The following is a 26,870-nucleotide window of genomic DNA, read 5'->3' on the forward strand; positions in this document are numbered from 1 at the left end:
CGTTTCCCTTCTGCACCCCGGGACTTGGCCCGACTTGCCCCCTATATGGTCTGCGCGGCGCGCCAAGACAAGGTTGACTTCGTCGCAAGCTGCGGGCCTTTTGGCGGCGCGGCAGATGAGATGAGGCCCCGATGGCGATCCCTTTCCCCGAGATATCCCCCAATGCCTTTGTGATCCCCGGAGTAGACCTGCCCATTCGCTGGTATGCTTTGGCCTACATTGCGGGGCTATTGGCGGGCTGGCGGATCATCGTCGCGCTTATGAAGAGGCCAAAGCTCTGGGGCGGGCGCGTACCGATGCCTCCCGAAAAGGTTGAAGACCTGCTCACAGCGGTGATTCTGGGCGTGATCTTGGGGGGACGGCTTGGCTATGTGCTCTTTTACGACCTGCCGACCTATGTGGCCGATCCTTTGGCGGTGTTCCGGGTATGGGAAGGCGGGATGGCCTTTCACGGCGGGTTTTTGGGTGTTGTGGTGGCTGGTATCTGGTTTTGTCGCCGCGACGGCTACCCGGCGCTGTCGGTGGGCGATGCTTTCGCGCTGGTGGCTCCCATCGGGCTTTTGTTTGGGCGCGTGGCCAATTTCATCAAGCCAGAGCTTTGGGGGCGGCCGACCGATGCGCCTTTGGGGGTGATTTTCCCCGGGCAAGCGGCGCAAACCTGTATGGGCTGGGCGGGGCAGGTGGATGGCTTTTGTGCCCGCCACCCCTCACAGCTTTATGAAGCAGGGCTTGAGGGGCTCGTTTTGGGCGCCATGCTTTGGGTGTTGATGGCGCGCGGCGCGCTGCAACGACCGGGGCTGCTCATGGGCGTGTTCTTGATGGGCTATGGGCTGGCGCGCGCTTTTGTCGAGCTGTTCCGCCAGCCTGATGTGCAATTCACCTCGCCGACCAACCCGATTGGCTATGCGCTCCAATTTGGTGAGTTCGGACTGACGATGGGGCAGATCTTGTCAATCCCGATGGTGCTCGTCGGGCTCGCCTTCGTGCTGATTGCGCGGGCCAAGGCATGACCCCACTGGGCGAACTTTTGGCGCGGCGCATCGCGGCAACCGGGCCGGTTGGACTTGATAGCTATATGGCCGACTGTCTGATGCACCCCGACCACGGCTATTACGCCACACGCGACCCGTTTGGGCGGGCGGGGGATTTCATTACGGCCCCCGAAATCAGCCAGATGTTTGGGGAAATGTTGGGGCTTTGCCTTGCGCAGGCGTGGCTGGATCAGGGGCGGCCTGCTCCGTTTATATTAGCCGAATGTGGCCCCGGGCGCGGCACGCTGATGGCCGATGTGTTGCGCACGATCCGCACGGTTCCGGGGATGCAGGAGGCCGCGCAGGTGCATCTGATCGAGGCGTCATCCACGCTTCGTGAACTGCAGTGCGCCAAAATTGCGCCGCAAGACGTTGTTTTTCATGAGAGTATCTCAAGCCTGCCCGAGGCGCCGCTGTTCCTCTTGGCGAACGAGTTTTTTGATGCCCTGCCAATCCGCCAATTTATCCGGCAAGGGCCGGGTTGGGCCGAGCGGCAGGTCGGGCTGCAAGGCGATGTTCTCGTGCCGGGCCTTGCGCCGCCCGCGCCTTTGGAGGCCTTGCAACATCGGCTGAAAGACACGCGCGAGGAAGATGTGGTCGAGATTTGCCCCGCCGCTGCGCCGATTGCCGGGGAAATTGCGACGCGGATTGCCGCGCATGGTGGCGTGGCGCTGATTGTCGATTACGGCCATTGGCACAGCCTTGGCGATACCTTTCAGGCGGTCAAAGACCATGCGCCTTGCGACCCGTTCGCCGCGCCCGGTGAAGCTGATCTGACCGCGCATGTGGATTTTGAGCCTTTGGCGCAGGCAGCGCGTGCCGCTGGCGCACAGGCCAGCGCCATGACCGCCCAAGGCGTGCTTTTGGAACGGCTTGGGATCACCGCACGGGCCGAGGCGCTTGCCCGCAAACTGGACGGCGCGGCCTTGCAGGCCCATATTGCTGCGCATCGGCGCTTGACCCATCCCGAAGAAATGGGTCAGGTGTTCCAAAGCCTTGCCATCTTCCCCGCAACCGCCCCGCTGCCGCCGGGCTTCGACGCTGCTTGAGCTCTTATCATGCCCACCACGCTCGAATTCCTGACTGCTCCGGCCCTTTCGAGCACACGCCACGGGTTCTTTACCCGCAAGGGCGGTGCCTCTTCTGGGGTGTTTTCTGGGCTCAATTGCGGGCATGGCTCAAGCGATCAGACCGAGGCGGTGGCACTGAATCGGTCTCGTGTCGCTGAAGCGATGGGCGTTGCGCCTGCCGCGATGGTCGGTGTTTGGCAGGTACATTCCGCCGATGTCGTTGCCGTGGATGCGCCGCTTACGGAAAAGGTCGAGGCCGATGGCATTGTGACCGCCAAGCCGGGGCTATTGCTGACGGTGCTGACCGCCGATTGCCAACCGGTGCTTTTTGCAGATCGGCAAGCCGGTGTGATTGGGGCCACCCATGCGGGTTGGCGCGGCAGCCTTGAGGGGATTTTGGAAGAAACCCTTGCCGCGATGGAGCGCCTTGGGGCGAAGCGCGCCAATATCACCGCTGTCATTGGGCCGTGCATCTCGCAGCGCGCCTATGAGGTTGGGCACGACTTCATGGAAAACTTCTTGGTCGAAGATGCCGAGAATGCGCGTTTCTTTGCCGGTGGCCCGCAAGGCAAGCCGATGTTCGACTTGCCCGCCTATAGCCTTGCGCGGTTACGCGCTGCGGGTGTCGGCTCGGCGGAATGGATTGGGCGCTGCACCTATTCGGAACCAGATCGGTTTTATTCCTACCGCCGCACGACTCACGCGGGAGAGGCTGATTACGGGCGGCTGATCTCAACGATCCGGCTCTGACCCCTGAGACTGCTCTGCGCCTTTGGGGCGCGAATGTGCTCTCGTTTACCAAAGCCTTGCCACAATTGTGGCGCTGATCGCGCGGATGCGGTGCAAAGGGCCTTGTTTTGCGCGCTCTGGTAACAATCGACGCGCCACAATTTCGGGCAATGTCAGATTAACTTTTTTGCTTAAGGGTCAAAACCTCGCCGCAAAGGGGAGCGATACCTTGGGGACCGGCTAGAAGACCCAAGATGCCTGAGGCAGGAGAGATAAGATGACCGCCAAGACCAATCGCCGCTGGATGCGCACCGCCCTTGCGGGCAGCGTGAAATGTGATGTGGTGATGCCCTGGCAACGTGGCGCGCAACGCAGCGAAATGCTGGCGCGCCGGGATGGCCCGCAGGCCGCCCAAGGCGTGCGCCAAGACCAGATGCGTTGGCGCGCGAAAGCCGCCAGCTAAGAACTTCCCCGACCCTTTCGCCCCTGTGGGGCGGGCTGCCCTTTGGGTGGCCATTGCAGGGGCCGGGGGCTGCCACCCCCGGCCAAGGCCTGTGCGCAAGGCGCGTGATTCGCGCCAATTGCGGCAAAATCTGGGCACTGTTGCCCACATCGGTGACAGTCCGCGCCACGCCGCGCGGATTAGGTTACCGCCCTTTATCAATTCTTCACGAAATTTGACCTGCGCGCGAGAGCAGCGCATTTTCGGTTTGTCTTTCTGCATCCGGTGGGGGCCGCGCAGATATGACCAGACCGAAAGGCTGTGCCATGTCATATTCCCACCGGGTGGGTACGGGGCAGGTGTCCCCCGTGCTGCGACCCCAATCACAAATGCCCGCAGGCCAGCCGCGCAAGGGGTTGCCCACGGGGAAGACGCTGCGTGCGATGCCGCTGACGCGCCGTTATGAGGCGATGTGGCTCGGGGCTGAGGGCGAAATCCTCGACAGCACCCGCCTTGCGCCAGCCATGCCACTTTTTGAAGAGGCGTTCTCGGCCCTTGCGCGCGGGGCGGTGCTGGCCACCACACAAGGGCCTGTCGCGGTCGAAGATTTGGTGCCGGGCATGCAGGTCATGACCGCCGAAGGGGCGGAGGAAACCGTGACTTGGGTGGGCTCCATGGTGATTTACCCGGGCCGTGACGGGGCAGATGGGGGCGCAGAGCCTGTCACCCTGACACGGGTCACCGCCGAGGCATTGGGGGCCGGGCGTCCGATGCAGGATGTGGTGCTTGGCCCGCGCGCGCGCCTTTGCCTGCATGATACGCGGCTGCGCCGTGTCGCGGGCTATGACGCGGCCTATGTGCCGGCCCGCGCCTTTGTTGACGGGGTGAGCGTGATCGAGGTGACCCCGGTCGCACCGGTCACTGTATATCATGTCGTGTTGCAGCGGCATGGCTCGCTCAAAGTGGCGGGGCTGGAGGTAGAGGCTTTCCATCCCGGCGAAGGTGTGGAGCGCATGATCGACCCGCGAATGCTGTCGCTTTTTGCGGCGCAATTCCCGCAAATGCCCGATCTTTCCGGCTTCGGCCCGCAGGCGCATCCGCGGCTTACCCGGTTTGAGGTGGAAAGCCTTTGGGACTGATCGCGCAGCTTTAAAAAACCGGCGCTCTTGCGGGCGCCGGTTTTGCGTGGGTCGCGTGGCTTAATGCGCCATCAAGATCGGCACTTCGGCCTGTTCGAGCATATTGCGGGTCGCGCCACCCAAAATCGCCTCGCGGAACCGCGAATGGCCATAGGCCCCCATCACCACCATCTGCGCCGAGGTATCGCGCACATGACGGTTGATCACATCAGAAATGCGCGGCAGCGTTTTCGCCAGAACCGAGACCTCGACCTTGACGCCGTGACGCGCCAGCCATTGGCTGAGCTGCCCGCCCGGGTCTGAACGTTCCGGCCCATGCGCGGGTGGGTCAATTACCGTGATGTCGACAAGCTGTGCCGATTTCAAAAGCGGCAGCGCCTTGCGGATCGCGTTCATCGCCTCGTTCGATTGGTTCCACGCCACCACAACCCGGCGCGCGTTCAGGCTGACCACTTGCCCATCGGGCACGATCAGCGCGGGGGATTGGCCTTCGAAAAGCGCGGCTTCCACCGCGGCCTCCAATTCCTGCCCGCGGCCCTCGCCATAGGGATGGCCCATCACGACCAGGTCGGCGAAGCGCGCGCGCAGCCCAACCACCGTTGCAATCGCGCCGATTTGGGCCACCACAGCCTCGGTGCTCCAGCGAATATCTTCGGTAGAAAGGCGCTCATTGATCGCTTTTTCGGTCTCGCGGGCCTCTTCTTGCGCCCGATCGAGAACTTCTTGCTGCACAAACGCCGTTGCTCCGGCATAATAGTAGCCAGTTTGGGTGCGATCGACGCCCAAACACAACACTTCCAGATGTGCATCTTCGGCACGGGCCACCGCGACTGCCGAGTCGATTTGTCCATGCGCTTGTGAGACATCCGTCACAATCGTCAAAACCGTCTTGTAGGCCATCTACTGCCCCCTGAATGCGGATTTATCAGCAATCTCTAACGATTCGAACGGGTTTGCACATTGACGAGGATCAAGGCAGACCCTTTACAGGAGGTGGGCGCGCTGTCATGGTGCGGCGAAAGAACGCACCACCTTGTCAAGAAATTGATCAAGATCAAGGCGGGTGGCATACCCTGAAATCACAAGAGACAAGTCGAGAAACTTCTGCCCCGACCGACTCGGGATGGGACAGAAGAACAACAAGACGAAGGGACGCAAAAATATGTGGGATTACATCAAGCTGATCGCGCTTGGTCTCGCGGCGGCGCTTGCTGCATACGCAGCGAGTCAGGCGCGGGACCTGCCGTATATGGTGAACATGATCGAGGCCATGCTGGCGGCGGTCATCGCGTTCATCTGGATACTGCGCACAATGGGGGACCCCAAGCCCTCGAAAAACGAATATTGCGACGGCGTTATTCGCGCCGGCGTTATTGCAACCACCTTCTGGGGCGTGGTCGGCTTCCTTGTGGCCGTGATCATCGCTTTCCAGCTCGCCTTCCCGCAGCTCAACCTTGAGTTCGGAAATGGTATGCTCAACTTCGGGCGCCTGCGTCCGCTGCATACGTCGGCGGTTATTTTCGCTTTTGGTGGTAACGCGCTGATCGCTTCTGCCTTCTATGTTGTGCAACGCACCTCGGCGGCGCGTCTGTTTGGCGGCAATTCGCTCGGTTGGTTCGTGTTCTGGGGCTGGCAGCTGATCATCGTGATGGCCGCTTCGTCCTATTTGCTCGGCGGCTCGCAAGGCCGTGAATATGCCGAGATGAACTGGCATATCGACCTGTGGATCACCGTTGTTTGGGTGGCTTACCTGCTCGCCTTCCTCGGCACGATCTTCAAACGCAAAGAACCCCACATCTATGTGGCGAACTGGTTCTACCTGTCGTTCATCGTGACGATTGCTATGCTCCACCTCGTCAACAACCTCGCGATTCCGGTGTCGATCTTCGGTTCGAAATCGGTTCAGGTTATGTCGGGCGTGCAAGATGCCATGACGCAATGGTGGTATGGCCACAACGCCGTGGGCTTCTTCCTGACCGCCGGCTTCTTGGGCATGATGTACTACTTCGTGCCGAAACAAGCTGAACGTCCCGTCTATTCGTACAAACTCTCGATCGTCCACTTCTGGGCCCTGATCTTCCTGTACATCTGGGCTGGTCCGCACCACCTGCACTATACCGCGCTGCCCGACTGGGCCTCGACGCTCGGCATGGTGATGTCGGTGATCCTGTGGATGCCGTCCTGGGGTGGCATGATCAACGGTCTGATGACGCTTTCGGGCGCTTGGGACAAACTCCGCACCGATCCGGTCATTCGTATGATGGTTGTGTCCATCGGCTTCTACGGCATGTCGACCTTTGAAGGTCCGATGATGTCGATCAAAGCTGTGAACTCGCTCAGCCACTACACCGACTGGACCATTGGCCACGTGCACTCGGGTGCGCTCGGCTGGAACGGCATGATCACCTTCGGCATGCTCTACTTCCTGACGCCGCGCCTGTGGGGCCGTTCGGGTCTCTACTCGCTCAAACTGGTCAGTTGGCACTTCTGGCTCGCCACCATCGGGATCGTGCTCTACGCGTCCTCGATGTGGGTGACCGGCATCATGGAAGGCCTGATGTGGCGTGAAGTTGATGCGCAAGGCTTCCTTGTGAACGCTTTCGCCGACACCGTGGCTGCGAAAATGCCGATGTATGTCGTGCGTGGTTGCGGCGGGGTGCTCTATCTCACCGGCGGCATCATCATGGCCTACAACCTCTGGGCCACCGTGGCCAAACAACCGAAAACGGCCGAAGCTTCGGTCGCGGTCCCGGCGGAATAAGGAGAGACGCAGATGGCAATTCTGGACAAACACCACGTTCTTGAAAAGAACGCGACGCTGCTGCTGATCTTCTCTTTCCTCGTCGTGACCATCGGCGGGATCGTCGAGATTGCGCCGCTGTTCTACCTCGAAAACACGATCGAGAAAGTGGAAGGGGTTCGCCCCTACACGCCCCTCGAACTCACCGGGCGCGATATCTACATCCGCGAGGGCTGCTATGTTTGCCACTCGCAGATGATCCGCCCGATGCGTGACGAGGTGGAACGTTACGGCCACTATTCGCTTGCGGCTGAGTCGATGTACGACCACCCGTTCCAGTGGGGCTCCAAACGGACGGGGCCTGACCTGGCCCGCGTTGGCGGCCGTTACTCGGATGCGTGGCATGTCGAACACCTGACGAATCCGCAATCGGTGGTGCCGGAGTCGGTGATGCCGAGCTACAGCTACCTGTCGCACGTGCCGCTCGACAGCACTTACATCGAGGAACGTCTGGAAACCGACGCCCTCGTTGGGGTGCCTTACACCTCGGAAATGATCGCAACGGCGAAAGCAGACTTCGTGTCTCAGGCGAACCCTGACGAAGACTACGACTCGCTGCTCGAGCATTACGGCGAAAAAGTGAACGTTCGGAACTTTGATGGCCAACCCGGCCTGACGGAGATGGACGCGCTGATCGCCTATCTGCAGGTGCTGGGGACGATGGTCGATTTCTCGACCTTCCAGCCCGTGGCTAGTCGCTGAGGAGAGCTGGGATGGACTATCATATCTTGCGTGAATTTGCCGATAGTTGGGCGGCGGCTGCGATGCTGCTGGTCTTCCTCGGTGCCGTGGTCTGGGCGTTCCGTCCGGGTTCGGCGAAGACTCACGCCGATACGGCGAACATCCCTTTCCGGCATGAAGACAAACCCGCCGATCCCGGCGCGGGCGACAGCCTGCGCTCGGACGACGGCGCCACGCGCTAAGGAGGCGTGGAAATGAGCAAAAAACCGACGAAAAAAGAGATCCAGACCACGGGCCATTCGTGGGATGGGATCGAAGAACTGAACACGCCGCTGCCGCGCTGGTGGCTGTGGACCTTCTATGCCTGCATCGTTTGGGGTGTGGCCTATTCGATCGCCATGCCGGCTTGGCCGATCTTTGCTTCGGGGGCGACCCCGGGTCTGCTCGGGTCTTCGACCCGCGCCGACGTGGACAAAGAAATCGCCAAATTCGCCGAAATGAACAAAGCGATTGAAGAGAAGCTGGTGGCAACGGAACTGACCGAGATCTCGAGCGATCCCGAGTTGGTCACCTATGTCAACAACGCTGGCGGCGCTGTGTTCCGGACTTGGTGCGCGCAGTGCCACGGTTCGGGTGCGGGCGGCAACAAAGGCTTCCCGAGCCTGATCGACAGCGACTGGCTCCATGGCGGCACGATCGACCAGATCTATTTGGACGTGCAGCACGGTATCCGCGATCCGCTTGATCCCGATACCAACGCGGCGGCGCAGATGCCTGCGCACCTCGACGACGAGCTGCTGGAACCGGCGCAAATCGATGAAGTCGTGCAATATGTCCGCCAAATCTCGGGCCAAGATGCCGATGCCGAATTGGCGACGGCTGGCGCTGAGGTCTTTGCTGAATGGTGCGTCTCGTGCCACGGCGAAGATGCCAAGGGCATGCAAGAAATGGGTGCGCCCAACCTGACCGACGCGATCTGGCTCTATGGCGGTGACGTTGACACGCTCACCACCACGATCCGGCACGGCCGCGCTGGCGTGATGCCCTCGTGGAGCTACGGCACCACCGAAGGCACCTCGCGTCTGAGCGAAGTGCAGATCCGCGCTGTCTCCGCCTATGTGCACAGCCTCGGCGGCGGCGAATAAGCTTCAGTCAGATAGTCGGGGCGGTCTTCGGGCCGCCCCGATGAGCACCGACGCCCCGTCCTGTTCGCGCGTTTCCTGGGGCGTCGGTGTTTTTTGCGTTGTAAGTTGCGGTATTTTGTCCTTGCGACACTAAGTCCCATAGGGCAAGACGCACTCACCCATGACAGTCTCGGTCATATCGTGTATCGCAAATCTGTCTTTATATGCAGATATGATGATCTGCGCATCGAGGCATCCCCGTTCGGACCACGGGAAGGCGGCCCGGACGCAAGCGCATTGCCAACGGAGATGAACCCGTGAGCTCCACCGAACCCACTGACGACGCGCCGCTTTATGAGGCGCGCGAACCTATTTTTCCGAAACGTATTTCCGGCAAGTTCCGTTCGCTGAAATGGATTCTGATGTCGATGATGTTGGGGATTTATTACATCACCCCATGGATCCGCTGGAACCGCGGTCCGGCCCTGCCAGACCAAGCCGTGCTGCTCGATCTGGCGAATCGTCGCTTCTTCTTCTTCGGTCTCGAGATTTGGCCGCACGAGTTTTACTTCGTGGCGGGCTTGTTGATCATGGCCGGTCTGGGTCTTTTCCTGTTCACCTCGGCTTTGGGGCGTGTGTGGTGCGGCTATGCCTGCCCTCAAACGGTCTGGACGGATCTGTTCATTCTGGTTGAACGCTGGGTTGAAGGCGATCGGAACAACCGCATCCGCCTGCATCGCCAGCCGTGGAACGCAGAGAAGATCCGCAAGAGCCTGACGAAATGGACGTTGTGGCTGCTTATCGGTCTCGCGACCGGCGGGGCTTGGGTGTTCTATTTCACCGATGCGCCAACGCTTTTGGCGAACCTTTTCACCGGTGATGCCTCGCCAATCGCCTATACGACAATTGCCGTTGCCACCGCGACGACCTTTGCCTTTGGCGGGTTCGCGCGCGAACAGATGTGCATCTATGCCTGCCCGTGGCCGCGGATTCAGGCGGCGATGATGGACGAAGACACGATCACCATCGCCTATCGCGAATGGCGCGGCGAACCGCGCGGCAAGCTGCACAAGGGGCAGGTGGCCGAAGGGCAGGGCGATTGCATTGATTGTATGGCCTGCTTCAACGTCTGCCCGATGGGGATCGACATCCGCAACGGTCAGCAGCTTGAATGCATCACCTGCGGTCTGTGCATCGATGCTTGCAACGAGATCATGGACAAAATCGGCAAGCCGCGCGGCCTTGTGGGCTATATGGCGCTCAAAGACGAAGCGAGCGAGCGTGCGGGCAACAAGGTGGTCAACATCTGGAAACACGTGCTGCGTCCGCGCACGCTGGTCTATTTCACTCTGTGGTCTGGCTTCGGGATCGCGCTTGTCGTGGCGCTGTTCTTGCGCTCGCCGCTTGACTTCAACGTCACGCCGAACCGTGACCCGCTTTACGTGATGCAAGGCGATGGGACGATCCGAAACATCTACACGATGAGGATCCGCAACAAGCATGGCGAAGACGTGACCTACCGTATCAGCGCAACCACACCCGATGGTGAAGCTGATCCCACGCTGACCCTCTCGCTCGAGGGCCAAGAGGGTGATACGGTGACCGTACCGGCTGACCAGCTCTATAACCAGCGGCTCTACCTTGAAGCGGCGCCGCGGTCTGATCTGGCCACCACCAGCCGCACCGATATCGACATTTGGGTCGAACAGGTGGGCGGCGAAGTGCCGGTGAAGGACTCGGTTGGCACCGTGTTCAACGGGAAGGAGCAATGAGATGACGAAACCCCTCACCGGGCGCAAGGTGTTCGCAATGTTCGTGGCCTTCTTTGGCCTGATCATCGCAGTGAACGTGACGATGGCCTATAACGCTATCAAAACCTTCCCCGGTGTCGAGGAGGCCCATCCCTATAACGCATCGCAGACCTTTGATGCGGATCGGGAAGCGCAGGAGCGGCTCGGTTGGAGCGTGCGCCCTGCCTATGATGGGACGTCACTCATCATCGATATTCGCGACCGAGACGGAAATCCCGCCTCGGTCGCGGATTTGACTGTTTTGGTTGGCCGCAAAACCATGGCCGCCGAAGACCAAACCCCAGACATGACGCCATTGGGCGGGCTTTTCACCGCCCCGGTGGCCCTCGCCCCCGGCGATTGGCTGCTCCATATCAATGCGAAGTCGACTGACGGCACCGTCTTCCGCCAAAGGCTCGATTTCTTTGTCGACGGCTGATGCGCCATGACGGTTGCCCCCCTCGCGCCGGAACGCGCGCAAGAGTTTGACGAAGAGCATGTTTCGGCCTCGGCCTGCCCGGCCTGCCTTGCCGCCCCTTCGGCGGAACAGATGGCAAAATCGGGCGATATCAAGGGCGCGCGGATCATGCTGTCGTTGCCCACCGCGCATTGCGCTGTGTGTATCACCGATGTCGAACGCGAGATGGAAGCAACGCCCGGCGTGCGTTCGGCCCGCGTCAACCTCACGCTCAAGCGGGTTTCTGTTGATGCTGAGGCGGGGGTGGAAGCGGGCGATCTGATCGCGCGTCTGGACCGTATTGGCTATGAGGCGCATGAGCTTGACCCGGGTATGCTCAGCGCCACCGAGACCGACAAACGCGGGCGTGATTTGCTGATGCGGATCGGCGTGGCCGGCTTCGCGATGATGAACATCATGCTCTTGTCGATCGCGGTCTGGTCAGGGGCCGAAAGCGCGACGCGCGATATGTTCCACTGGATTTCGGCGGCGATTGCTCTGCCGACGGTGGTTTTTGCGGGCAAGCCGTTCTTCGTTTCGGCCTTTGGGGCGCTGCGCCATGCGCGGCTCAATATGGATGTGCCGATTTCGCTGGCGCTGGTGCTGGCCTCGGGCATTTCGATCTTTGAGACGATGCAGCACGGCCATCACGCCTATTTCGATGCGGCTGTGATGCTCGCCTTCTTCCTGTTGGTCGGGCGCTACCTTGATTACCGCACCCGTGCAGTGGCGCGCTCGGCGGCCGAAGAACTTGCCGCGCTTGAGGTGCCGCGCGCCACGCTGTTGCGCGAGGGGCTTGAAAGCATTGTCGCCGTGTCTGACCTGCAACCGGGCGATTTGATCCGCGTGCGCCCGGGGGGCCGCATCCCAGCCGATGGTGCGGTGACGGAAGGGACATCGGAAACAGATCGCTCGCTGCTGACAGGCGAGACGCTGCCGGTTTACGTCGGCCCGGGCACGATGCTCAGCGCGGGCGAGGTGAACCTGACCGGCCCGCTGACCTTGCGGGTGACGGCGGCAGGGAAAGATAGCTCCCTCCACCGCATGGCCGATCTGGTGGCAATGGCCGAAAGCGCCAAGACCCGCTACACCACGCTCGCCGAGCGCGCTGCGCGGGCCTATTCGCCGCTGGTGCATCTGCTTTCGTTCTCGGCCTTCGGCTTTTGGCTCTGGTGGACCGGAGGCGATCTGCGCTTCGCGATCAATATCGCCGCCTCTGTCTTGATCATCACTTGCCCTTGCGCGCTTGGGCTGGCCGTGCCTGCGGTGGTGACGGCGGCCAGCGGCAAGCTGTTCCGCAAGGGGCTATTGATCAAAGACGGCACCGCGCTCGAACGCTTGGCCGAGGTCGATACGGTCGTGTTTGATAAAACCGGAACGCTGACGCTCGGCACACCCGTGCCCGAAAATCTTGATGACTTTGATGCCGAAACGCTTTCGATGGCCGCAGCCCTCGCTGCGGCTTCTGCGCATCCGCTGGCGAAATCCATCCACGCGGCCACGCTGGAACGTGGGCTACTGCCTACCCAATTGGATGATTTGCGCGAAGTGCCCGGCTTTGGGGTCGAGGGGCGGCTTGGCAAACGCAAACTGCGGCTCGGTCGGTCCGATTGGGTTGGGGCGGCAGCGGCAGACACGACCGCGACGCATCTGCGCATTGGCGATGCGCCGCCGCTCACCTTCCGCTTCTCGGACCATCTACGCCCCGGGGCGGCAGAGGCTGTGGCGCTTTTGCATGCACAGGGCAAGCAGGTGCTGCTGGTCTCGGGCGATGTCGAAAGCGCTGTGGCCACTCTCGCCGCGAAGCTTGAGATCAAAGATTGGCGCTCTGGCGCATTGCCTTCCGAAAAGGCGGCACTGGTCGCTGATCTGATGGGCCACGGCCATCGCGTGTTGATGGTGGGCGATGGGCTCAATGACACGGCGGCGCTTGCGGCGGCGCATGTCTCGATCTCGCCCGCAACCGCGCTTGATGCGGCCCGCACGGCTTCTGACATCGTGCTCTTGGGCCAAGACCTTGCGCCCGTGGGCGATGCTTTGCGGATCGCCAAACAGGCCCGCGCGCGGATCAAACAGAACTTCGCGATTTCGGGGATCTACAACACCATTGCAGTGCCGCTTGCGCTTATTGGCCTTGCGACCCCACTTTGGGCGGCCTTGGCGATGTCGTCATCCTCGATTACGGTATCGCTCAACTCGCTGCGTTTGCGCTGAAGAGGTGCCCTGATGTCGGTCCTGACCTATCTCATCCCGATCTCGCTCTTTCTGGGCGGCTTTGGCCTTGTGGCTTTTGTTTGGTCGCTGAAAGACCGCCAATATGAAGACCCGAAGGGCGATGCCGAACGGATCTTGTCTGGCCAATATGACGATCACCCGAAGCAATAAGCGAAGCGATTGTGCAAAGAAAAAGCCCGGGCGCCGCAAGGCCCGGGCTTTTATAGCTTCTGTGGGGCGCGCTTACGGCCCGATGACTGTGCAGTCCACGGCACGGGCGCTTAGCCGCGCGCAGGCAAGGTCTGCATCAGCGCGGGTCAGCCCAACAAACAGTGCCTCATGCCCTGCGGGGCGGCTGGCCACTTTGCGCAGGCCTTCCCCAAGCGAAGTGCTTTCCATCAGCGCCGTTTTCAACAGCACCTGTTCGGCGGCATATTGTGAATTGTATTTGCCAAGGCTTACGCCCCATTGCCGCCCACCGGAGCTTGAGGCCCGCGCCACCACTTCGCGCCGCGCTTGCGGCATCGGGGCAGGGGGGGTGAGGGCGGCCAAAATCACCGTATCATTGCGGCTAGCTTGGCTGCGCGACATCGCCAGCGTTTCCGGCTGAGCCGTTGCCGTCTGGATGAAGATCGGCGCGGTGGCATCGGTATCGCCTTGCGCAAGCACAGAGTCATCCGCTTCGAGCATCGCCAGCGTTTCGGGCTGCGGCGCGGTCACTTCAACCAGACCTGCCGGTTCGTCCTCAGCCAAGGCCAATTGCACGGGAGCGGTGTGCGCGGGCTTCGGCGCGGGGCGCAGGGTATTGGGCTGGGCCTGCGCCACTTGAATGGTTGCGGCCAAGGTTTCTTGCGGCTCGGCAGCTTGTACCGGCTCTGGTGCAGGTGCAGGCGGCGGTGCTGCGGCTGCCAGTGCGACAGCGGCAGCGATGGCGTCGGTGTCAATCGCGGCGGCGATTTCAGGTGCCGCAGGTGCCGGGCGTTCCATTGGCCGTGGGCTGCGCTTCAGCGCAGGCGGCGCAGATGTGGGGGCCGCATCAGCCAGCAGCATCGGGGCGGGTTCAGGCGTGACCGTGCGCGCACGGTTCGGCGCACGAGCAAAGCCGAGATCCAGAAGTTCCGCCATTTTCGCGTTGCGGCTTGCGGTCGAGGTGCCGCCAAACACGGTCGCAATAATGCGTTTGTTGCCGCGCTTTGCCGAGCCCACAAGGTTGAAGCCCGCGGCAACCGTATAGCCCGTCTTGATTCCATCCGCGCCTTCATAGGCATCCAGGAAGCGGCGGTTGGTGTTGTAAACGCGGGCAATCCCTGCATCTGCGCTACGGCGCGAGAACAGGTTGTAATATTGCGGGAAATCGAACAGCAGGTGGCGACCCAGAGTCGTCATGTCATGGGCGGTCGACAAATGCCCTTCGCGGGTCAGCCCGTTCGCGTTTTTGAACGTAGTCTTGGTCATGCCAAGCGCGCGGGCGGTGCGGGTCATGCGCGCGGCAAATTTTGCCTCATCACCGCCGATAAAATCACCAATTGCGGCGGCCGCATCGTTGGCAGATTTTACGGCCGCAGCGCGGATCAGATAGCGCAGCGCGATCTTCTGCCCGGCCTTGAGGCCAACGCGGGAGGGCGGTTGCCCCGCAGCATTGGCGGAAACCGTCACCATCGTATCAAGGCTCAGCCGCCCCGCTTCGATTTCTTGAAACGCGATGTAGAGCGTCATCATTTTGGTGAGCGAGGCCGGGTGCAGCCGCGTCTCGGCGTTTTTGGCGTAAAGCACCTCGCCCGAACGCGCGTCGATCACATATGCCGCAAACGGTGCCGCCCAAAGCGCCACCGGCATAAGAACAAGAAGTATTGCCACAAGCCCTGAACGGACCCAGCACGAAAGCCTGGTCACGGTACTGCCCTTACACTGCCTCTGAACGCCCCTATTTTTGGGCTTTCGCACAGCCTAGCACGGTCATATCGCGGTGAAAACCAAGAAGATTCAAAGGGTTTGAATGCGACCTTGATGCAACGAGGGCGGCACCCCTGCGCAATATACCGTAGGTTTATGGCGTCTGGGTGCTAGATGTTGTGTTTTTGATATGTGGCGAAATTGTGGCGATGTCGTTTTTGGGATCGGCGCGGGGCCTTACTCACTTTTGCGTGCGCGGCCTATACTTGTGACAAGCGCTTCAAGGCCGCTCAAATCGGGCAATTCCGCAAATCTTGGGTGCCCTAAGGGCGGGTCGGCATGTTCAAGTGCCCAAGTGAGCCCATGCGGGACGTAAACGCCCCAGCCGCCGGCCTCAATCATCGGTAAAACGTCCGATTTCAGGGAGTTGCCGACCATTAGCCCCTCTGTTGCGCCGGTGCCATGGCGCGCAAATACGGTTTGATAAGTCTCGGCGCGCTTGTCCGAGACAATCTCAATCGCGTCAAACAATTCCCCCAGCCCGGATTGCGCGAGTTTACGCTCTTGGTCGAGCAAATCGCCCTTGGTGACCAGAACCAACCGATACTGGCCAGAAAGCGCCTCCACCGTCGCGCGGGCATGGGGCAGTAATTCGATCGGATGGGCGAGCATTTCGCGCCCTGCCGCCATGATCTCTGCGATCACCGAAGCGGGAACCTGCGCCTCGCTCACCTCAATCGCGGTTTCGATCATCGACAGCGTGAAGCCCTTCACGCCAAAGCCGTAATGGCCCACGTTGCGCCGCTCCGCCGCTAATAGCCGTTCTTCCAAATGATCGGCGGGCGCATGATCGGCCAGCAGGTCATGAAAACGCGCCTGCGTGAGCCGAAAGAACCGCTCATTGTGCCAAAGCGTATCGTCGGCATCAAAGCCAATGGTGGTCAGCGTCATGGGCGCCTCCTTTGCCGCGCGACCCTGCCGCGCAACCTCCTGTTTGGCAACTGTTCCGCTTGGGCTTTTTTTCTGTCACCATCTTCCTATATTGACGCGCATGCTCAGCGATTCCCTATCCTTGGAGGACCACGTGCTTCAGCCTTTCCTTGCCAGCGCCGATGATGATGGCGATCGCGGGGGCGATGGCGATGCGGGTCTTGCCACCAAGACGCGGACGCGCACCAAGCGCCCGCCGATGTATAAGGTGATGCTGCTCAATGATGATTACACGCCGATGGAATTCGTCGTGCACATCCTGGAGCGGTTCTTTGGCATGACCCATGCACAAGCGTTTGAGATCATGTTGACAGTGCATAAGAAGGGGCTGGCGGTTGTCGGCGTTTATTCCTTCGAAGTGGCCGAGACGAAGGTGGGGCAGGTGATGGATTTCGCCCGGCGCCACCAGCATCCGCTGCAATGCACGATGGAAAAGGAGTGAGGGCAGGCGCCCTCTGAACCCGCCATGAGCCATACCCGTTTGTCACTGGCGCTTGATGCGCCCGAAGCTTTGCCCGTGGAAGGTCGTATCGCGGTGTTTCGCCCAACGGCGGAAAGCGATCTGTCGCTTTTGCCGAAAGAGCGGCTGCACCTGATCCAAGGCTTCCGCCCAGATTATGACGCGCTCACCGCGCGCGGCTACACCGTTTCGCCCGCGCCCGAGGGCAGCTATGCCGGGGCCGTGGTGTTTTTGCCCCGCGCGAAGGCCGAAGCGCGCGCGCTTTTGGCGGCGGCGTGTGAAGGTGTGGCCCCCGGTGGGGTGATCTGGGTCGATGGCATGAAAACCGATGGCATCGACTCGGTGATCAAAGATGTGCGCGCGCATCTCGAAATCTCGGACCCGATCGCCAAAGCGCATGGCAAGATTTTCTCCTTCTCCGCCACATCGGGCGCGCTGGCGGCTTGGGCGGCAAAGCCGATGCATCCTGCCGAAGGGTTTACCACGCTGCCCGGCGTCTTTTCTGCCGATGGGGTAGATCGGGGTTCGGCACTGTTGGCGGCGTGTTTGCCCGAGCATCTGCCGGCGAAAATGATCGACCTCGGCGCGGGTTGGGGCTGGCTGTCGGCACAGGTGCTGGCGCGCGAAGGCGTAGAAAGCCTTGATCTGGTCGAGGCAGAGCATTCCGCGCTCGAATGTTCGAAAATGAATATTTCGGACCCGCGTGCACGCTTCATTTGGGGGGATGTTACCCATCTGAAGTTGGAAAATCGCCCTACGGGTGCGGTGATGAACCCGCCGTTTCACACCTCGCGCACGGCAGATCCGGCGCTTGGCGCGGCCTTTATTCGGTCTGCCGCGGGGCTTTTGTCGCTTTCGGGCACGCTTTGGATGGTGGCAAACCGCCACCTGCCCTATGAGGCGGTGCTGCGCGAAACCTTCCATGAGGTGCATGAGATCACGCCGCCCACGGGCCGTGATGGGGCCTTCCGCATCTTCCGGGCAGAGCGGCCGATTGCCCATGCCACAAAGCCGGGTGCCGCTGTGCAAAAGCCCGTGAGCGCGCCGCCGAAAGGCCGCCGCGTTGCTCGCACCCGTCGTTAAGATCGGTTAACCTCTCCCAAAACCGCTGAAGGAGCCGCTATGACGCTCGCGATTTCCGGCAAGACTGCCATTGTCACCGGGGCTGCCAACGGCATTGGCCTTGCGATTGCACGCCATTTTCTGGATCGCGGCGCGCAGGTGATTTGCGCCGATATCGATGAAGCGCGGCTGCAAGCGGAATGGGGCGCCGCCGCGCGCGAAGAAACCGGTCCGGTGCGGCTTTTCACGGGCGATTTGTGCGAAAAGCTAACGGCTGCGAACTTGCTTTCTGCCGCGATTGACGCCTTTGACCGGATTGACGTGCTGGTCAATGCCGCGCGCAGTTTTGCCCCCACGCTCGACCCGCTCGATTGCTCCGATAGCGGGCTGGAAGAGATGCTCGCGCAGAATATGAAATCCAGCCTGCGGTTGTCGCAGATGACGGCGAAGCGGATGATCGCGCTTGCTGAGAAGGAAGAACGCACCGAAGGCGAGATCGGCTCGATCATCAACGTCTCGACCTTGGCTGGGTGCCGTAACCAGCCGCAATTGCTGAACTATTCGATTGCTTGTGCCGCGCAAGATCAAGCAACGCGCGCGCTCGCCGTGGCGCTTGCCCCGCATCGCATTCGCGTCAATGGCGTGGCCTTCGCCTCACTCATGAGCGCGTCGCTGCAAGCCGCCTTGAAGGAAAATAGCTCGTGGCGCGAGGCCATTACCGAGGGCACGCCGCTTGGCCGGATTGCGCCCGCTTCGGAGTTGGTCGATACGGTGCAATATCTGGCGTCCCCCGGCGGCGGCTTTGTGACCGGGCAGATCATCACCGTGGATGGTGGGCGCAGCCTGCTCGATCCGGTCTGCGTGCCAGCTTACTGATCACGTCTCGGGGTAGGCTTCACGGCAGGCGGCAACAGCGGCATTGGCGGCGGGGGTCAATTCCTTCACGCGTTTGCGCAGCCCGTCCCGTTTGCGGGTCTCGGCAGCCGGATCAATCGCCACTTTGCGGGTGCGGGTCACGGTGTAATCTTCAAGGCACATCTGAGGCTTTTCGATCACCGTGCCATCGGGGCGGGTGATCGTGGTCGCGCCGCAGACTTCCCACCGGGTCATTGGCACTTCATAGTCTTCATAAGCGTAGCCGCGCGCCAGATTGCCCTCTACCTCTGCCAAGAGATTCTGCACGCTGCGCAATTCGCGCGTTTCGCGGTTGATGCACCGTTCTTGCGGCGTGCCGCAGGCGGCAATGAGCAAAAGGGCGAGCAGCGAGAGTTTGCGCATGAGGGCCTCCGAGCTTTGTGGCATTCTTTCGTGCGCGCAAGCCCTTGGCAAGGGCGGGCCAGACGCGCGCTTCCCGTTGCGCGACAGTTTGTGCGGATATTTTCACCCATTCTGCACAACAGGCTTTCTTTTTAAGGCAAAGGGGCGTAGAAGCCGCGCTTTCCGCTCTAGTGAAAGCCTTCCCCCCATGACCGAGTTCCCCCATCTTCCCGCCGCGCTGTCACAGGCGTTGGCTGCGAAGGGCTATGAAGCCCTCACGCCGGTGCAGGAGGCGGTGACGAAGCCCGAGATCGCCGGGCGCGATCTGTTGGTCTCGGCGCAGACGGGCTCGGGCAAAACCGTGGCTTTTGGTCTGGCGATGGCGGGCGAATTGATGGGCGAGGCGGGGATTTCGCCTTATCCGGATCTGCCGCGTGCGCTGGTGGTGGCCCCGACGCGCGAATTGGCGATGCAGGTGAGCCGGGAGCTGAGCTGGCTTTACGCGGGCGCTGGTGCCGTGATCGCGGGGGCCGTCGGCGGCATGGATGCCCGGTCGGAACGCCGTGCGCTTGAACGCGGCGCGCATATCGTTGTCGGCACCCCGGGCCGGATTTGCGACCACATCCGCCGTGGCGCGCTGGATCTGGCGGCGCTTTCGGTCGTTGTGCTCGACGAAGCCGATGAAATGCTCGACATGGGCTTTCGCGAAGATCTTGAATTCATTCTAGAAGCTGCGCCGGAAAGCCGCCGCACGCTGATGTTCTCGGCCACCGTGCCGCGCGAAATTGAGCGGATGGCAGGCACCTTCCAGCGCGAGGCGGAGCGAATCTCCACCATCGCCGCGCGCGAAAGCCATGCCGATATTGATTATCGCGCCTTCTTGGTCGACCGCTCAGATCGGGAAAACGCCATCGTCAACCTGCTGCGCTTCCATGAAGCAGAGCGCGCGATTGTGTTTTGTTCGACCCGCGCCGCCGTGGCGCACCTGACGGGGCGGCTTTTGAATCGGGGTTTCTCGGTCGTCGCCTTGTCTGGGGAACTGACGCAAGACGAACGCTCCCGCGCGCTGCAAATGATGCGCGATGGCCGGGCGCGGGTCTGCATTGCGACCGATGTGGCCGCGCGCGGGATCGACCTGCCGGGCTTGGAATTGGTGATTCACGCTGATCTGCCGATGAACCGCGAAGGGCTTTTGCACCGGTCTGGCCGCACCGGGCGTGCTGGTCGCAAAGGGCTTTCGGCCATCGTCGTGCCCGCGAATATTCGCGCCAAGGCAGAACGGCTGATCCGCGAAGCGGGCGTGGCCGTGAACTGGGACACCGCGCCGACGCCGGAGGCCATCTTGGCGCGCGATGAAGAGCGCATGCTGCAAGAGCCGGGTCTGGTGGAGCCGGTCACGGCGGAAGAATTTGACGCGGTCGAGCGCCTTGTCTCGGCCTTCCCGCCCAAGCAATTGGCGGCGGCGGTGCTGCGCCATTTCCGGGCTGCGCGCACCGCGCCCGAAGACATCGTGCCGATGACGGTGGGCGAAGGCCCGAAACCGCGTGCACGCGAAGAATTTGGCGCGGCGCGGTTCTATCGTCTGTCGATGGGCCACGACCAATGGGTTGATCCGAAATGGCTTTTGCCGATGCTGTGCCGCGCGGGCGATCTGACGCGCCGCGACATTGGCATGATCCGGGTGATGGAAGATCATACCTTCGTGCAAATCCATGAATCGGCGGCGGCAAAGTTCGAAGCCGGGCTCGCGCCGTCGATGGTGATGGAAGACAAATGCACCGTCGAGCCGCTGGCCGAAGCGCCGGCTGGGCTGGATCGGCCCGGTCCGAAGCCTGCCCGCTGGGCCGGTAAGGGCGGGGATCGTGGCGACCGTGGCGACCGGAAACCCTATGGCGGCAAAAGCTTTGGTGACAAACCGCGCAGCCCGAAACCGCACCGCAAAGGTCCGCCGCGCGAAGACCGCAGCGAAGGTGGCGAGCGCCAAGAGCGTGCAGAACGCCCGGCCCGCAAATTCGGCGAAGGCGCGCCCGCGAAAGGCCGCAAAGCCGCCCCTTGGGCGCGCGAAGGTGGCCATGGCGGTGCTGCAAAAGAGGGCAAGCCGAAGGCGAAATACGGCGCGAAACCCGCAGGAAAACCGGGTGGCAAACCTGCAGGCGCATGCAAGCCGGGCCCCAAGAAACCGCGCAAAGCGTAAGGAAATAAGAAAGGGGGCCGCTTGGCCCCCTTTCGCTTTGGTCTCCCCGACCGCAGCTTAACCGTTGCGGATGGTTTCCATCAGCAGCGTGACGTTTTCCGGATCGGCTTCGGGCGTGATGCCGTGGCCGAGGTTGAAGATATGCGGGCCGTTTTTGAACGCGGCGACAACATCTTTCGTGGCCTGCACCAGCGCATCGCTGCCGGTGATCATGTAGGACGGATCAAGGTTGCCCTGCACACAGCCATCTTTTTGCACATTGGCGGCTGCCCATTCGGGCGAGACGGAGTTGTCAATCGCCACACAATCGGCCCCGGTTTTCTTGGCAAAGCCGATGTAACCGTCACCCGCTTCACGCGGGAAGGCGATGACCGGCAGGCCCGGGAAGCGGGCTTTGAGTTCCGAGGTGATGCGTTTCGCCGGTTCCACCGCGAAATCGTCAAAATCCTGGCCCTTCAGGCTGCCCGCCCAACTGTCAAACAGCTTGACGACTTCACAGCCCGCTTCGACCTGTTTCGACAGATATTCGATCGTCGCATCGGTCACCTTGTCGAGCAGCGCGACAAAGGCGGCCCGGTCTGTGTCTTTGAGTTTATGCGCGGCGGCTTGGTCTTTCGAGCCACGGCCCGCGATCATATAGGTCGCCACGGTCCAGGGCATGCCGGCGAAACCGATGAAGGTGGTTTCTTTGGGCAGTTCACGCGACAGGATTTTGCAGGTCTCGTAGACCGGGGCGAGCTTGTCGTGGATGTCGTCTTTGCCTTTAAGCGCGTTCACACCAGCCATATCGGTGGTGGTGGACATGCGCGGGCCTTCGCCCGTTTCAAACCAAAGGTCCGCACCCAAGGCTTGCGGCAACAGCAAGATGTCGGCAAACAGGATCGCCGCATCAAAGCCAAAGCGGCGGATCGGCTGCAGCGTCACTTCGGCGGCCAGATCGGGCGTGTAGCACAGGCTGAGGAAGTCGCCCGCCTGCGCGCGGGTCGCACGGTATTCGGGCAGGTAGCGGCCCGCCTGCCGCATCAGCCACACCGGCGGCGTGGGAAGTACTTCGCCCTTCAGGGCGCGCAGGATCGTCTTGTCGGTCATGGGGGCCTCCTTCACTTACTCCCTTTCATCGCCCCCTGCGGCTGAATGTCAAGTCTTGTTGACAGTTGTAAAGCTTGCGCGGGCAATCTGACGCGGATATGCCAAGTGTATGGAACAGATGCCCTCGCCCAACGCCCCGCTGAAGATCGGCACCCGCGGCAGCCCTCTGGCGCTCGCGCAAGCCTACGAGACCCGTTCGCGGCTCATGGCCGCGCATGATTTGCCTGAAGAGGCGTTTGAGATCGTGGTCATTAAGACCTCGGGCGACAATGCCTCTTTGATTGCAGCGGACAAACCGCTGAAAGAGGTGGGGGGCAAAGGCCTTTTCACCAAAGAAATCGAAGAGGCGATGGTCGATGGTGGCATCGATATTGCCGTCCATTCGATGAAAGATATGCCGACGGTGCAGCCCGAAGGCCTGATCCTCAACTGCTATTTGCCGCGTGAAGATACCCGCGACGCTTTCGTTTCGCTCAAATACGACTCGCTTGACGCGCTGCCCGAAGGCGCTGTTGTCGGCACCTCGTCGCTGCGCCGCCGTGCGCAGCTTGCCTATCGTCGCCCGGACCTGAAAATGGTGGAGTTCCGGGGCAATGTGCAAACCCGGATGAAAAAGCTCGAAGATGGCGTGGCCGATGCCACCTTCTTGGCGCGGGCCGGTTTGAACCGCCTTGGCATGTCGGATGTGGCGAAATCTTCGATTGAGCCGGAAGATATGTTGCCCGCCGTGGCGCAAGGCTGCATCGGGATCGAACGCCGCATCGCCGATGAGCGTTGCGCTGAGCTGCTGCTGCCGCTGATGGATGGCCCCTCGGGGCTGCGCCTTGCCTGTGAGCGCGCTTTCCTGCGCACGCTGGATGGTTCGTGCGAGACGCCGATTGCGGGTCTGTCGATCCTTGAAGGCGATCAAATCTGGCTGCGTGGCGAGATTTTGCGCCCCGATGGCTCGGAAGCGATTGCCGATGCCATTCGTGGTCCGGCGACCGATGGCGAAGCCCTTGGCGAAGAGCTTGCGCGCCGGATGCTGGCCTCGGCCCCGGCTGATTTCTTTAGCTGGCGCTGCTGAGCCCACGACGATAAAGCCTTTCGGGCCGGAGGTTTGCCGCAGGGCAGCCTCCGGCCCGCTGCATTTCAAGGACACCCGCCATGGATCTGATCGCCCGCCTTGCTGAGATTGTCGGCCCCACCCATGTGCTGACCGGGGCCGAGGCGGCGGGCTTTGGCCGCGAATGGACGGGCCATTATACTTGGACCCCCTTGGCCGTGGTGCGCCCCGGCACAACGGCAGAGGTTTCGGCGCTTTTGCAATTGGCGCATGAAACCGGCACCAAGGTTGTGCCGGTGGGCGGCAATACCGGGCTAAATGGCGGTACCTTTGCCGAAGGCGCGCTGATGATCTCGCTTTCACGCCTGAACCGCGTGCGCGAGATCAACCCCGCCGCGCGGGTGGCGGTGGCCGAGGCGGGCGTGGTGCTGGAAAGCCTGCATGATTTGGCCGCGCAGCATGATCTGGCGTTCCCGCTGACCTTTGGGGCCAAAGGCTCGGCGATGGTGGGGGGCTTTTTGTCCACCAATGCGGGCGGGTCTAATGTGGTGCGCTATGGCTCGGCGCGTGCGCTCTGTTTGGGGCTAGAGGTCGTGCTGGCCGATGGCCGGATTTGGAACGGCCTGACCGGGCTGCACAAAGACAACACGGGTTACGACCTGCGCGATCTGATGATCGGCGCGGAAGGGACGCTTGGCATCATAACCGCCGCGGTGCTCAAGCTCACGCCTGCGCCCAAGGCCTATGCGACGGCGCTGATCGGGCTGCCCAGTTTGGGCGATGCGCTCACGATTTTGAATGCCGTGCAAAAGGGCAGCGGCGGCGCGGTTGAGGCGTTTGAATATATGCCCGACACCTATATGGAGCGGCTTGCAAAGGCCAAACCTGCGCTGGCCTGCCCGTTCCCGCCGCAACCCGTCAATGTGCTGATCGAAACCGCGACCACCGTGCCCGGGGCTGACCCTGTGGCGCAACTTGAGGCCACGCTTTTTGAGGCGATGGAACAGGGCCGCGTGACCGAGGCTGTGGTGGCCCATTCCACCGCGCAGCGCCGCAAGCTTTGGGAGATGCGCGAAACGGCGGCCGAGATCACCTTCACCACCCCCGATATTGTGGATTGCGACATTGCTCTGCCGCTTGATCTGTTGCAGTCCTTCCTTGACCGCATGACCCCGCGCCTGATGGCGTTGGACCCGCAGGCCGGGGAATTGGTGATTGGCCATCTGGGCGATGGCAATCTGCATTACACCGCCTATCCCAGCCGCTCGGATGCCGCGTTGGGAAAGGCGATCCGCGCGGCGGTGAATGAGGAGGCAATGGCGCTGAACGGCAGTTTCTCTGCCGAACATGGGGTGGGGATCTCCAAACGCGCCACGATGGCCGCGCATAAAGACCCGGTTGCGGTGCAGATGATGGCGGCGATCAAGGCCGCGCTCGACCCGAAGGGGATTTTGAACCCCGGCAAGGTTTTGCCATAGGCTCTTGAAACTGGGCGCGTCAGGGGGCATGGATCGCGCGATCATGAGCCTATCCGCCCCGTTCCGCCCTATCCTCCGCGTGCCCGCACTGCGCCTTGCAGCGGCGCTGATTGCGCTGTTTGGCGCGCATATCGCCACGCTTGTGCCCTATGTCTCAATGCTGGCAGTGACCCGCTTTGGGATGAGCGATCACGCTTTTTCTGTGCTGTTGGTGGTGGCGTCCTTCGTGGGGGTGGCGGCCTCGGTTTCCTTCGGTATTCGCGCCGATCAACGCGCGAACCGCCGCCGCATCGCGCTAATCGTGAGCGGCGCGCTGACGCTTGGCACCGCCTTGGTGACGTTTTTCCCCATCGCGCCCGTTTTCATTCTAGCCCATGCGCTGATCCTGCCCGTGTCCGGTGCAATCTTTGGGCAGGTCTTTGCCCTCGCGCGGCTCGCGGCCTCCACCTGCCCAGAGGCAGAGCGCCCGGCGGTGCTTTCTACCCTGCGTGCGCTGTTTGCCCTGCCGTGGATCATCGTCTTGCCGATCTGGTCGGTCGTGTTTCGCGGCGACACGCCGCTGACCGTGATTTACCCGGTCTGCCTTGCCTTTGCGGTGCTGATTTTGGGGCTGACTTGGGCGTTTTGGCCACGTGATGGGGCGACGGCTTGGTCGGATGCGCCCTCGGGCCTTAGTTTCCGCGCGTCGCTGCGTGAAATTGCGCATCCCAAGGTGCTGGTCCGGGTGCTGGCCCTTGGCACGATCAATGGCGCGGTGATGCTGTACATGGTGGTGGTGGGGCTCGTCTTCGCGGGCATTCCCTATCGTGGCGCGTCTGATACCGCGCTTTATGCCGGGATCATGGCGGGGCTAGAGGTGCCCTTCATGCTGGCACTGCCCTTCATGATTGGGCGCATTCGCCAGACATGGTTCATCTTCATCGGCACGGTGCTTTACGCGATCCACCTTGCGGGGATTCCCATTTTGGCGGAAAGCCCCGCCGTTTGGGTGCTGACGATCTCCGGCGCGATTGGTGGGGCGATCGTGCTCACCCAACCAATGGCCTATCTGCAAGACCTGATGGGGGATCGCCCCGGCGCGGGGGCGTCGCTTATGGCACTGCAAAAGCTCGCCGGCGATGGTTTCTCTGCGGCTTCGTTTGCGCTGGGGACCACCTTGGCCGTGGGCTACGGGCTTGCCGCCTTCATTGGCGCGGGGCTGGCCCTGACCGGGGCCACGCTGCTGATTGTGCTCGACCGGCGGCGCTGATCTCAGCTGTCGGGCGTTACCCGATCAAGCAGTTCCAACACCTTCGGCCCCAATGCCTCGACGACCAGCACCACCCCTTTGGCGGAGGGGTGAATGCCATCGGCCTGCATCAGGCCTTGGGCCGCGCGCTCTTCGGGGCTTTGCGCGGCAATCGGGCCCAAGAGGTTATCCACCACCACAGCACCATATTGCGCGCCAAGCTCTGGCCAAATCGCGTTGAATGCCTCCTGATAGGCGGCCCCGTAATTGCCCGGCGCTTGCAACCCCACCAGCGCGGCGGGCAGGCCCTTGGCGGTGACATCGGCCAGCATCGCATCAAGATTTTCGCGGGCCTTGGCGGGGGGCTGGCCGCGCAGCATGTCATTGCCGCCAAGGGCGATCATCACCGCATCCACCTCGGGTGTGAGCGACCAGCCAAGCCGCGCCCGCCCGCCCGATGTGGTGTCGCCAGAGACGCCCGCATTGATCACGTTCACGTCAGCGCCATGAACTTGCAACCAACTTTGCAATTGCGGCACCAACCCTTCGCCGGAGTTTAACCCATAGCCTTGGGTGAGGCTATCGCCCACCGCAAGCAGCGTGATGGGCTCTGCTGCCGCCGTTGACGCAAGGGAAGCGCTGACCAATCCGGCCGCCAAAACCTTGCCCATGCCGCTGCGGACCCCATATGCCCTTG

At 61.9% G+C, this 26,870-nt stretch carries 26 protein-coding genes; 20 read left to right on the forward strand and 6 right to left on the reverse strand.

Annotated features, from left to right (window positions below):
- Window positions 1-131 precede the first annotated feature (131 nt).
- From lgt to CRO18_RS07410, 5 genes are all read left to right on the forward strand, one after another.
- Window positions 132-1,010, forward strand: coding sequence for a prolipoprotein diacylglyceryl transferase (gene lgt / locus CRO18_RS07390; protein WP_097081655.1), 879 nt, complete (start codon window positions 132-134; stop codon window positions 1,008-1,010).
- Complete coding sequence (locus tag CRO18_RS07395) at window positions 1,007-2,080, forward strand: class I SAM-dependent methyltransferase (RefSeq protein WP_097081656.1); 1,074 nt, start codon at window positions 1,007-1,009, stop codon at window positions 2,078-2,080. Before lgt ends, CRO18_RS07395 begins: the two co-directional genes overlap by 4 nt.
- Before the next feature lie 9 nt (window positions 2,081-2,089).
- The gene (pgeF, locus tag CRO18_RS07400) at window positions 2,090-2,851 is read left to right on the forward strand and encodes a peptidoglycan editing factor PgeF (RefSeq protein ID WP_097081657.1); all 762 of its coding nucleotides are present in this window, start codon (window positions 2,090-2,092) and stop codon (window positions 2,849-2,851) included.
- A 256-nt stretch (window positions 2,852-3,107) separates the two neighbouring features.
- Complete coding sequence (locus tag CRO18_RS07405; RefSeq protein ID WP_097081658.1) at window positions 3,108-3,293, forward strand: hypothetical protein; 186 nt, start codon at window positions 3,108-3,110, stop codon at window positions 3,291-3,293.
- Between the two features lie 281 nt (window positions 3,294-3,574).
- Window positions 3,575-4,411: a Hint domain-containing protein gene (locus tag CRO18_RS07410; protein ID WP_097081659.1), complete on the forward strand. Its 837-nt coding sequence runs from the start codon at window positions 3,575-3,577 to the stop codon at window positions 4,409-4,411.
- A 60-nt stretch (window positions 4,412-4,471) separates the two neighbouring features.
- Here the strand turns inward: CRO18_RS07410 and CRO18_RS07415 are convergent, their stop codons facing one another.
- Window positions 4,472-5,311 carry a universal stress protein gene (locus tag CRO18_RS07415; protein WP_097081660.1) on the reverse strand — a complete coding sequence of 280 codons (840 nt, stop codon included), beginning with the start codon at window positions 5,309-5,311 and terminating at the stop codon, window positions 4,472-4,474.
- A 262-nt stretch (window positions 5,312-5,573) separates the two neighbouring features.
- Between CRO18_RS07415 and ccoN the strand changes: the two genes are divergently transcribed.
- The 8 genes from ccoN to ccoS all read left to right on the forward strand — a co-directional run bounded on the left by ccoN (window position 5,574) and on the right by ccoS (window position 13,648).
- Window positions 5,574-7,172, forward strand: a complete 1,599-nt coding sequence (ccoN, locus tag CRO18_RS07420) for a cytochrome-c oxidase, cbb3-type subunit I (RefSeq protein WP_076485844.1) — start codon at window positions 5,574-5,576, stop codon at window positions 7,170-7,172.
- Window positions 7,173-7,184: 12 nt separating this feature from the next.
- Complete coding sequence (ccoO, locus tag CRO18_RS07425; RefSeq protein WP_076485845.1) at window positions 7,185-7,913, forward strand: cytochrome-c oxidase, cbb3-type subunit II; 729 nt, start codon at window positions 7,185-7,187, stop codon at window positions 7,911-7,913.
- Window positions 7,914-7,924: 11 nt separating this feature from the next.
- Complete coding sequence (locus CRO18_RS07430) at window positions 7,925-8,134, forward strand: cbb3-type cytochrome c oxidase subunit 3 (protein WP_076485846.1); 210 nt, start codon at window positions 7,925-7,927, stop codon at window positions 8,132-8,134.
- A gap of 12 nt (window positions 8,135-8,146) precedes the next feature.
- Window positions 8,147-9,037, forward strand: a complete 891-nt coding sequence (gene ccoP, locus CRO18_RS07435) for a cytochrome-c oxidase, cbb3-type subunit III (RefSeq protein WP_076485847.1) — start codon at window positions 8,147-8,149, stop codon at window positions 9,035-9,037.
- Window positions 9,038-9,333: 296 nt separating this feature from the next.
- Complete coding sequence (ccoG, locus tag CRO18_RS07440; RefSeq protein WP_097081661.1) at window positions 9,334-10,788, forward strand: cytochrome c oxidase accessory protein CcoG; 1,455 nt, start codon at window positions 9,334-9,336, stop codon at window positions 10,786-10,788.
- A 1-nt stretch (window position 10,789) separates the two neighbouring features.
- Entirely contained in the window at window positions 10,790-11,245 is a 456-nt protein-coding gene (locus tag CRO18_RS07445) for a FixH family protein (RefSeq protein ID WP_076485849.1), read from the forward strand.
- Window positions 11,246-11,251: 6 nt separating this feature from the next.
- Window positions 11,252-13,477, forward strand: coding sequence for a cation-translocating P-type ATPase (locus CRO18_RS07450; RefSeq protein WP_097081662.1), 2,226 nt, complete (start codon window positions 11,252-11,254; stop codon window positions 13,475-13,477).
- 12 nt (window positions 13,478-13,489) lie between these two features.
- Window positions 13,490-13,648 (forward strand): cbb3-type cytochrome oxidase assembly protein CcoS, encoded by a 159-nt coding sequence (gene ccoS / locus CRO18_RS07455; protein WP_076485851.1) that lies wholly within the window; start codon window positions 13,490-13,492, stop codon window positions 13,646-13,648.
- 72 nt (window positions 13,649-13,720) lie between these two features.
- On the opposite strand, the gene CRO18_RS07460 is transcribed toward ccoS, so the two are convergent.
- Together CRO18_RS07460 and CRO18_RS07465 are read right to left on the reverse strand one after the other, a co-directional pair.
- Window positions 13,721-15,313, reverse strand: coding sequence for a D-alanyl-D-alanine carboxypeptidase family protein (locus CRO18_RS07460; protein ID WP_097081663.1), 1,593 nt, complete (start codon window positions 15,311-15,313; stop codon window positions 13,721-13,723).
- A gap of 294 nt (window positions 15,314-15,607) precedes the next feature.
- The gene (locus tag CRO18_RS07465; protein WP_076485853.1) at window positions 15,608-16,321 is read right to left on the reverse strand and encodes an HAD family hydrolase; all 714 of its coding nucleotides are present in this window, start codon (window positions 16,319-16,321) and stop codon (window positions 15,608-15,610) included.
- Window positions 16,322-16,454: 133 nt separating this feature from the next.
- On the opposite strand from CRO18_RS07465, the gene clpS reads away from it, so the two are divergent.
- From clpS to CRO18_RS07480, 3 genes are read left to right on the forward strand one after another with little or no spacing between them, the layout of a single operon-like run.
- On the forward strand, window positions 16,455-16,802 hold the full coding sequence (gene clpS, locus CRO18_RS07470; protein WP_097081664.1) for an ATP-dependent Clp protease adapter ClpS: 348 nt from the start codon (window positions 16,455-16,457) through the stop codon (window positions 16,800-16,802).
- A gap of 24 nt (window positions 16,803-16,826) precedes the next feature.
- Window positions 16,827-17,903, forward strand: coding sequence for a class I SAM-dependent methyltransferase (locus CRO18_RS07475; protein WP_097081665.1), 1,077 nt, complete (start codon window positions 16,827-16,829; stop codon window positions 17,901-17,903).
- Window positions 17,904-17,942: 39 nt separating this feature from the next.
- The gene (locus CRO18_RS07480) at window positions 17,943-18,758 is read left to right on the forward strand and encodes an SDR family NAD(P)-dependent oxidoreductase (RefSeq protein WP_076485855.1); all 816 of its coding nucleotides are present in this window, start codon (window positions 17,943-17,945) and stop codon (window positions 18,756-18,758) included.
- Here the strand turns inward: CRO18_RS07480 and CRO18_RS07485 are convergent, their stop codons facing one another.
- Window positions 18,759-19,160, reverse strand: a complete 402-nt coding sequence (locus tag CRO18_RS07485; protein WP_249276011.1) for a hypothetical protein — start codon at window positions 19,158-19,160, stop codon at window positions 18,759-18,761.
- A gap of 187 nt (window positions 19,161-19,347) precedes the next feature.
- Between CRO18_RS07485 and CRO18_RS07490 the strand changes: the two genes are divergently transcribed.
- A complete protein-coding gene (locus CRO18_RS07490; RefSeq protein WP_097081667.1) occupies window positions 19,348-21,333 on the forward strand; it encodes a DEAD/DEAH box helicase in 1,986 nt (661 codons plus the stop codon).
- A 57-nt stretch (window positions 21,334-21,390) separates the two neighbouring features.
- Here CRO18_RS07490 and hemE read toward each other — a convergent pair whose 3' ends face one another.
- Window positions 21,391-22,422, reverse strand: a complete 1,032-nt coding sequence (hemE, locus tag CRO18_RS07495; protein WP_097081668.1) for a uroporphyrinogen decarboxylase — start codon at window positions 22,420-22,422, stop codon at window positions 21,391-21,393.
- Between the two features lie 118 nt (window positions 22,423-22,540).
- Here hemE and hemC point away from each other — a divergent pair, with 118 nt between their 5' ends.
- The 3 genes from hemC (at window position 22,541) to CRO18_RS07510 (ending at window position 26,194) form a co-directional block, all read left to right on the forward strand.
- On the forward strand, window positions 22,541-23,488 hold the full coding sequence (gene hemC / locus CRO18_RS07500; protein WP_076485859.1) for a hydroxymethylbilane synthase: 948 nt from the start codon (window positions 22,541-22,543) through the stop codon (window positions 23,486-23,488).
- A gap of 80 nt (window positions 23,489-23,568) precedes the next feature.
- Window positions 23,569-24,945: an FAD-binding oxidoreductase gene (locus tag CRO18_RS07505; RefSeq protein WP_097081670.1), complete on the forward strand. Its 1,377-nt coding sequence runs from the start codon at window positions 23,569-23,571 to the stop codon at window positions 24,943-24,945.
- 28 nt (window positions 24,946-24,973) lie between these two features.
- Window positions 24,974-26,194, forward strand: a complete 1,221-nt coding sequence (locus tag CRO18_RS07510) for an MFS transporter (RefSeq protein ID WP_097081671.1) — start codon at window positions 24,974-24,976, stop codon at window positions 26,192-26,194.
- 2 nt (window positions 26,195-26,196) lie between these two features.
- On the opposite strand, the gene CRO18_RS07515 is transcribed toward CRO18_RS07510, so the two are convergent.
- On the reverse strand, window positions 26,197-26,844 hold the full coding sequence (locus tag CRO18_RS07515; protein ID WP_097081672.1) for an arylesterase: 648 nt from the start codon (window positions 26,842-26,844) through the stop codon (window positions 26,197-26,199).
- Window positions 26,845-26,870 lie beyond the last annotated feature (26 nt).

Source organism: Rhodobacter sp. JA431, from assembly GCF_900217725.1.
Taxonomy (GTDB): Bacteria; Pseudomonadota; Alphaproteobacteria; order Rhodobacterales; family Rhodobacteraceae; genus Rhodobacter; species Rhodobacter aestuarii.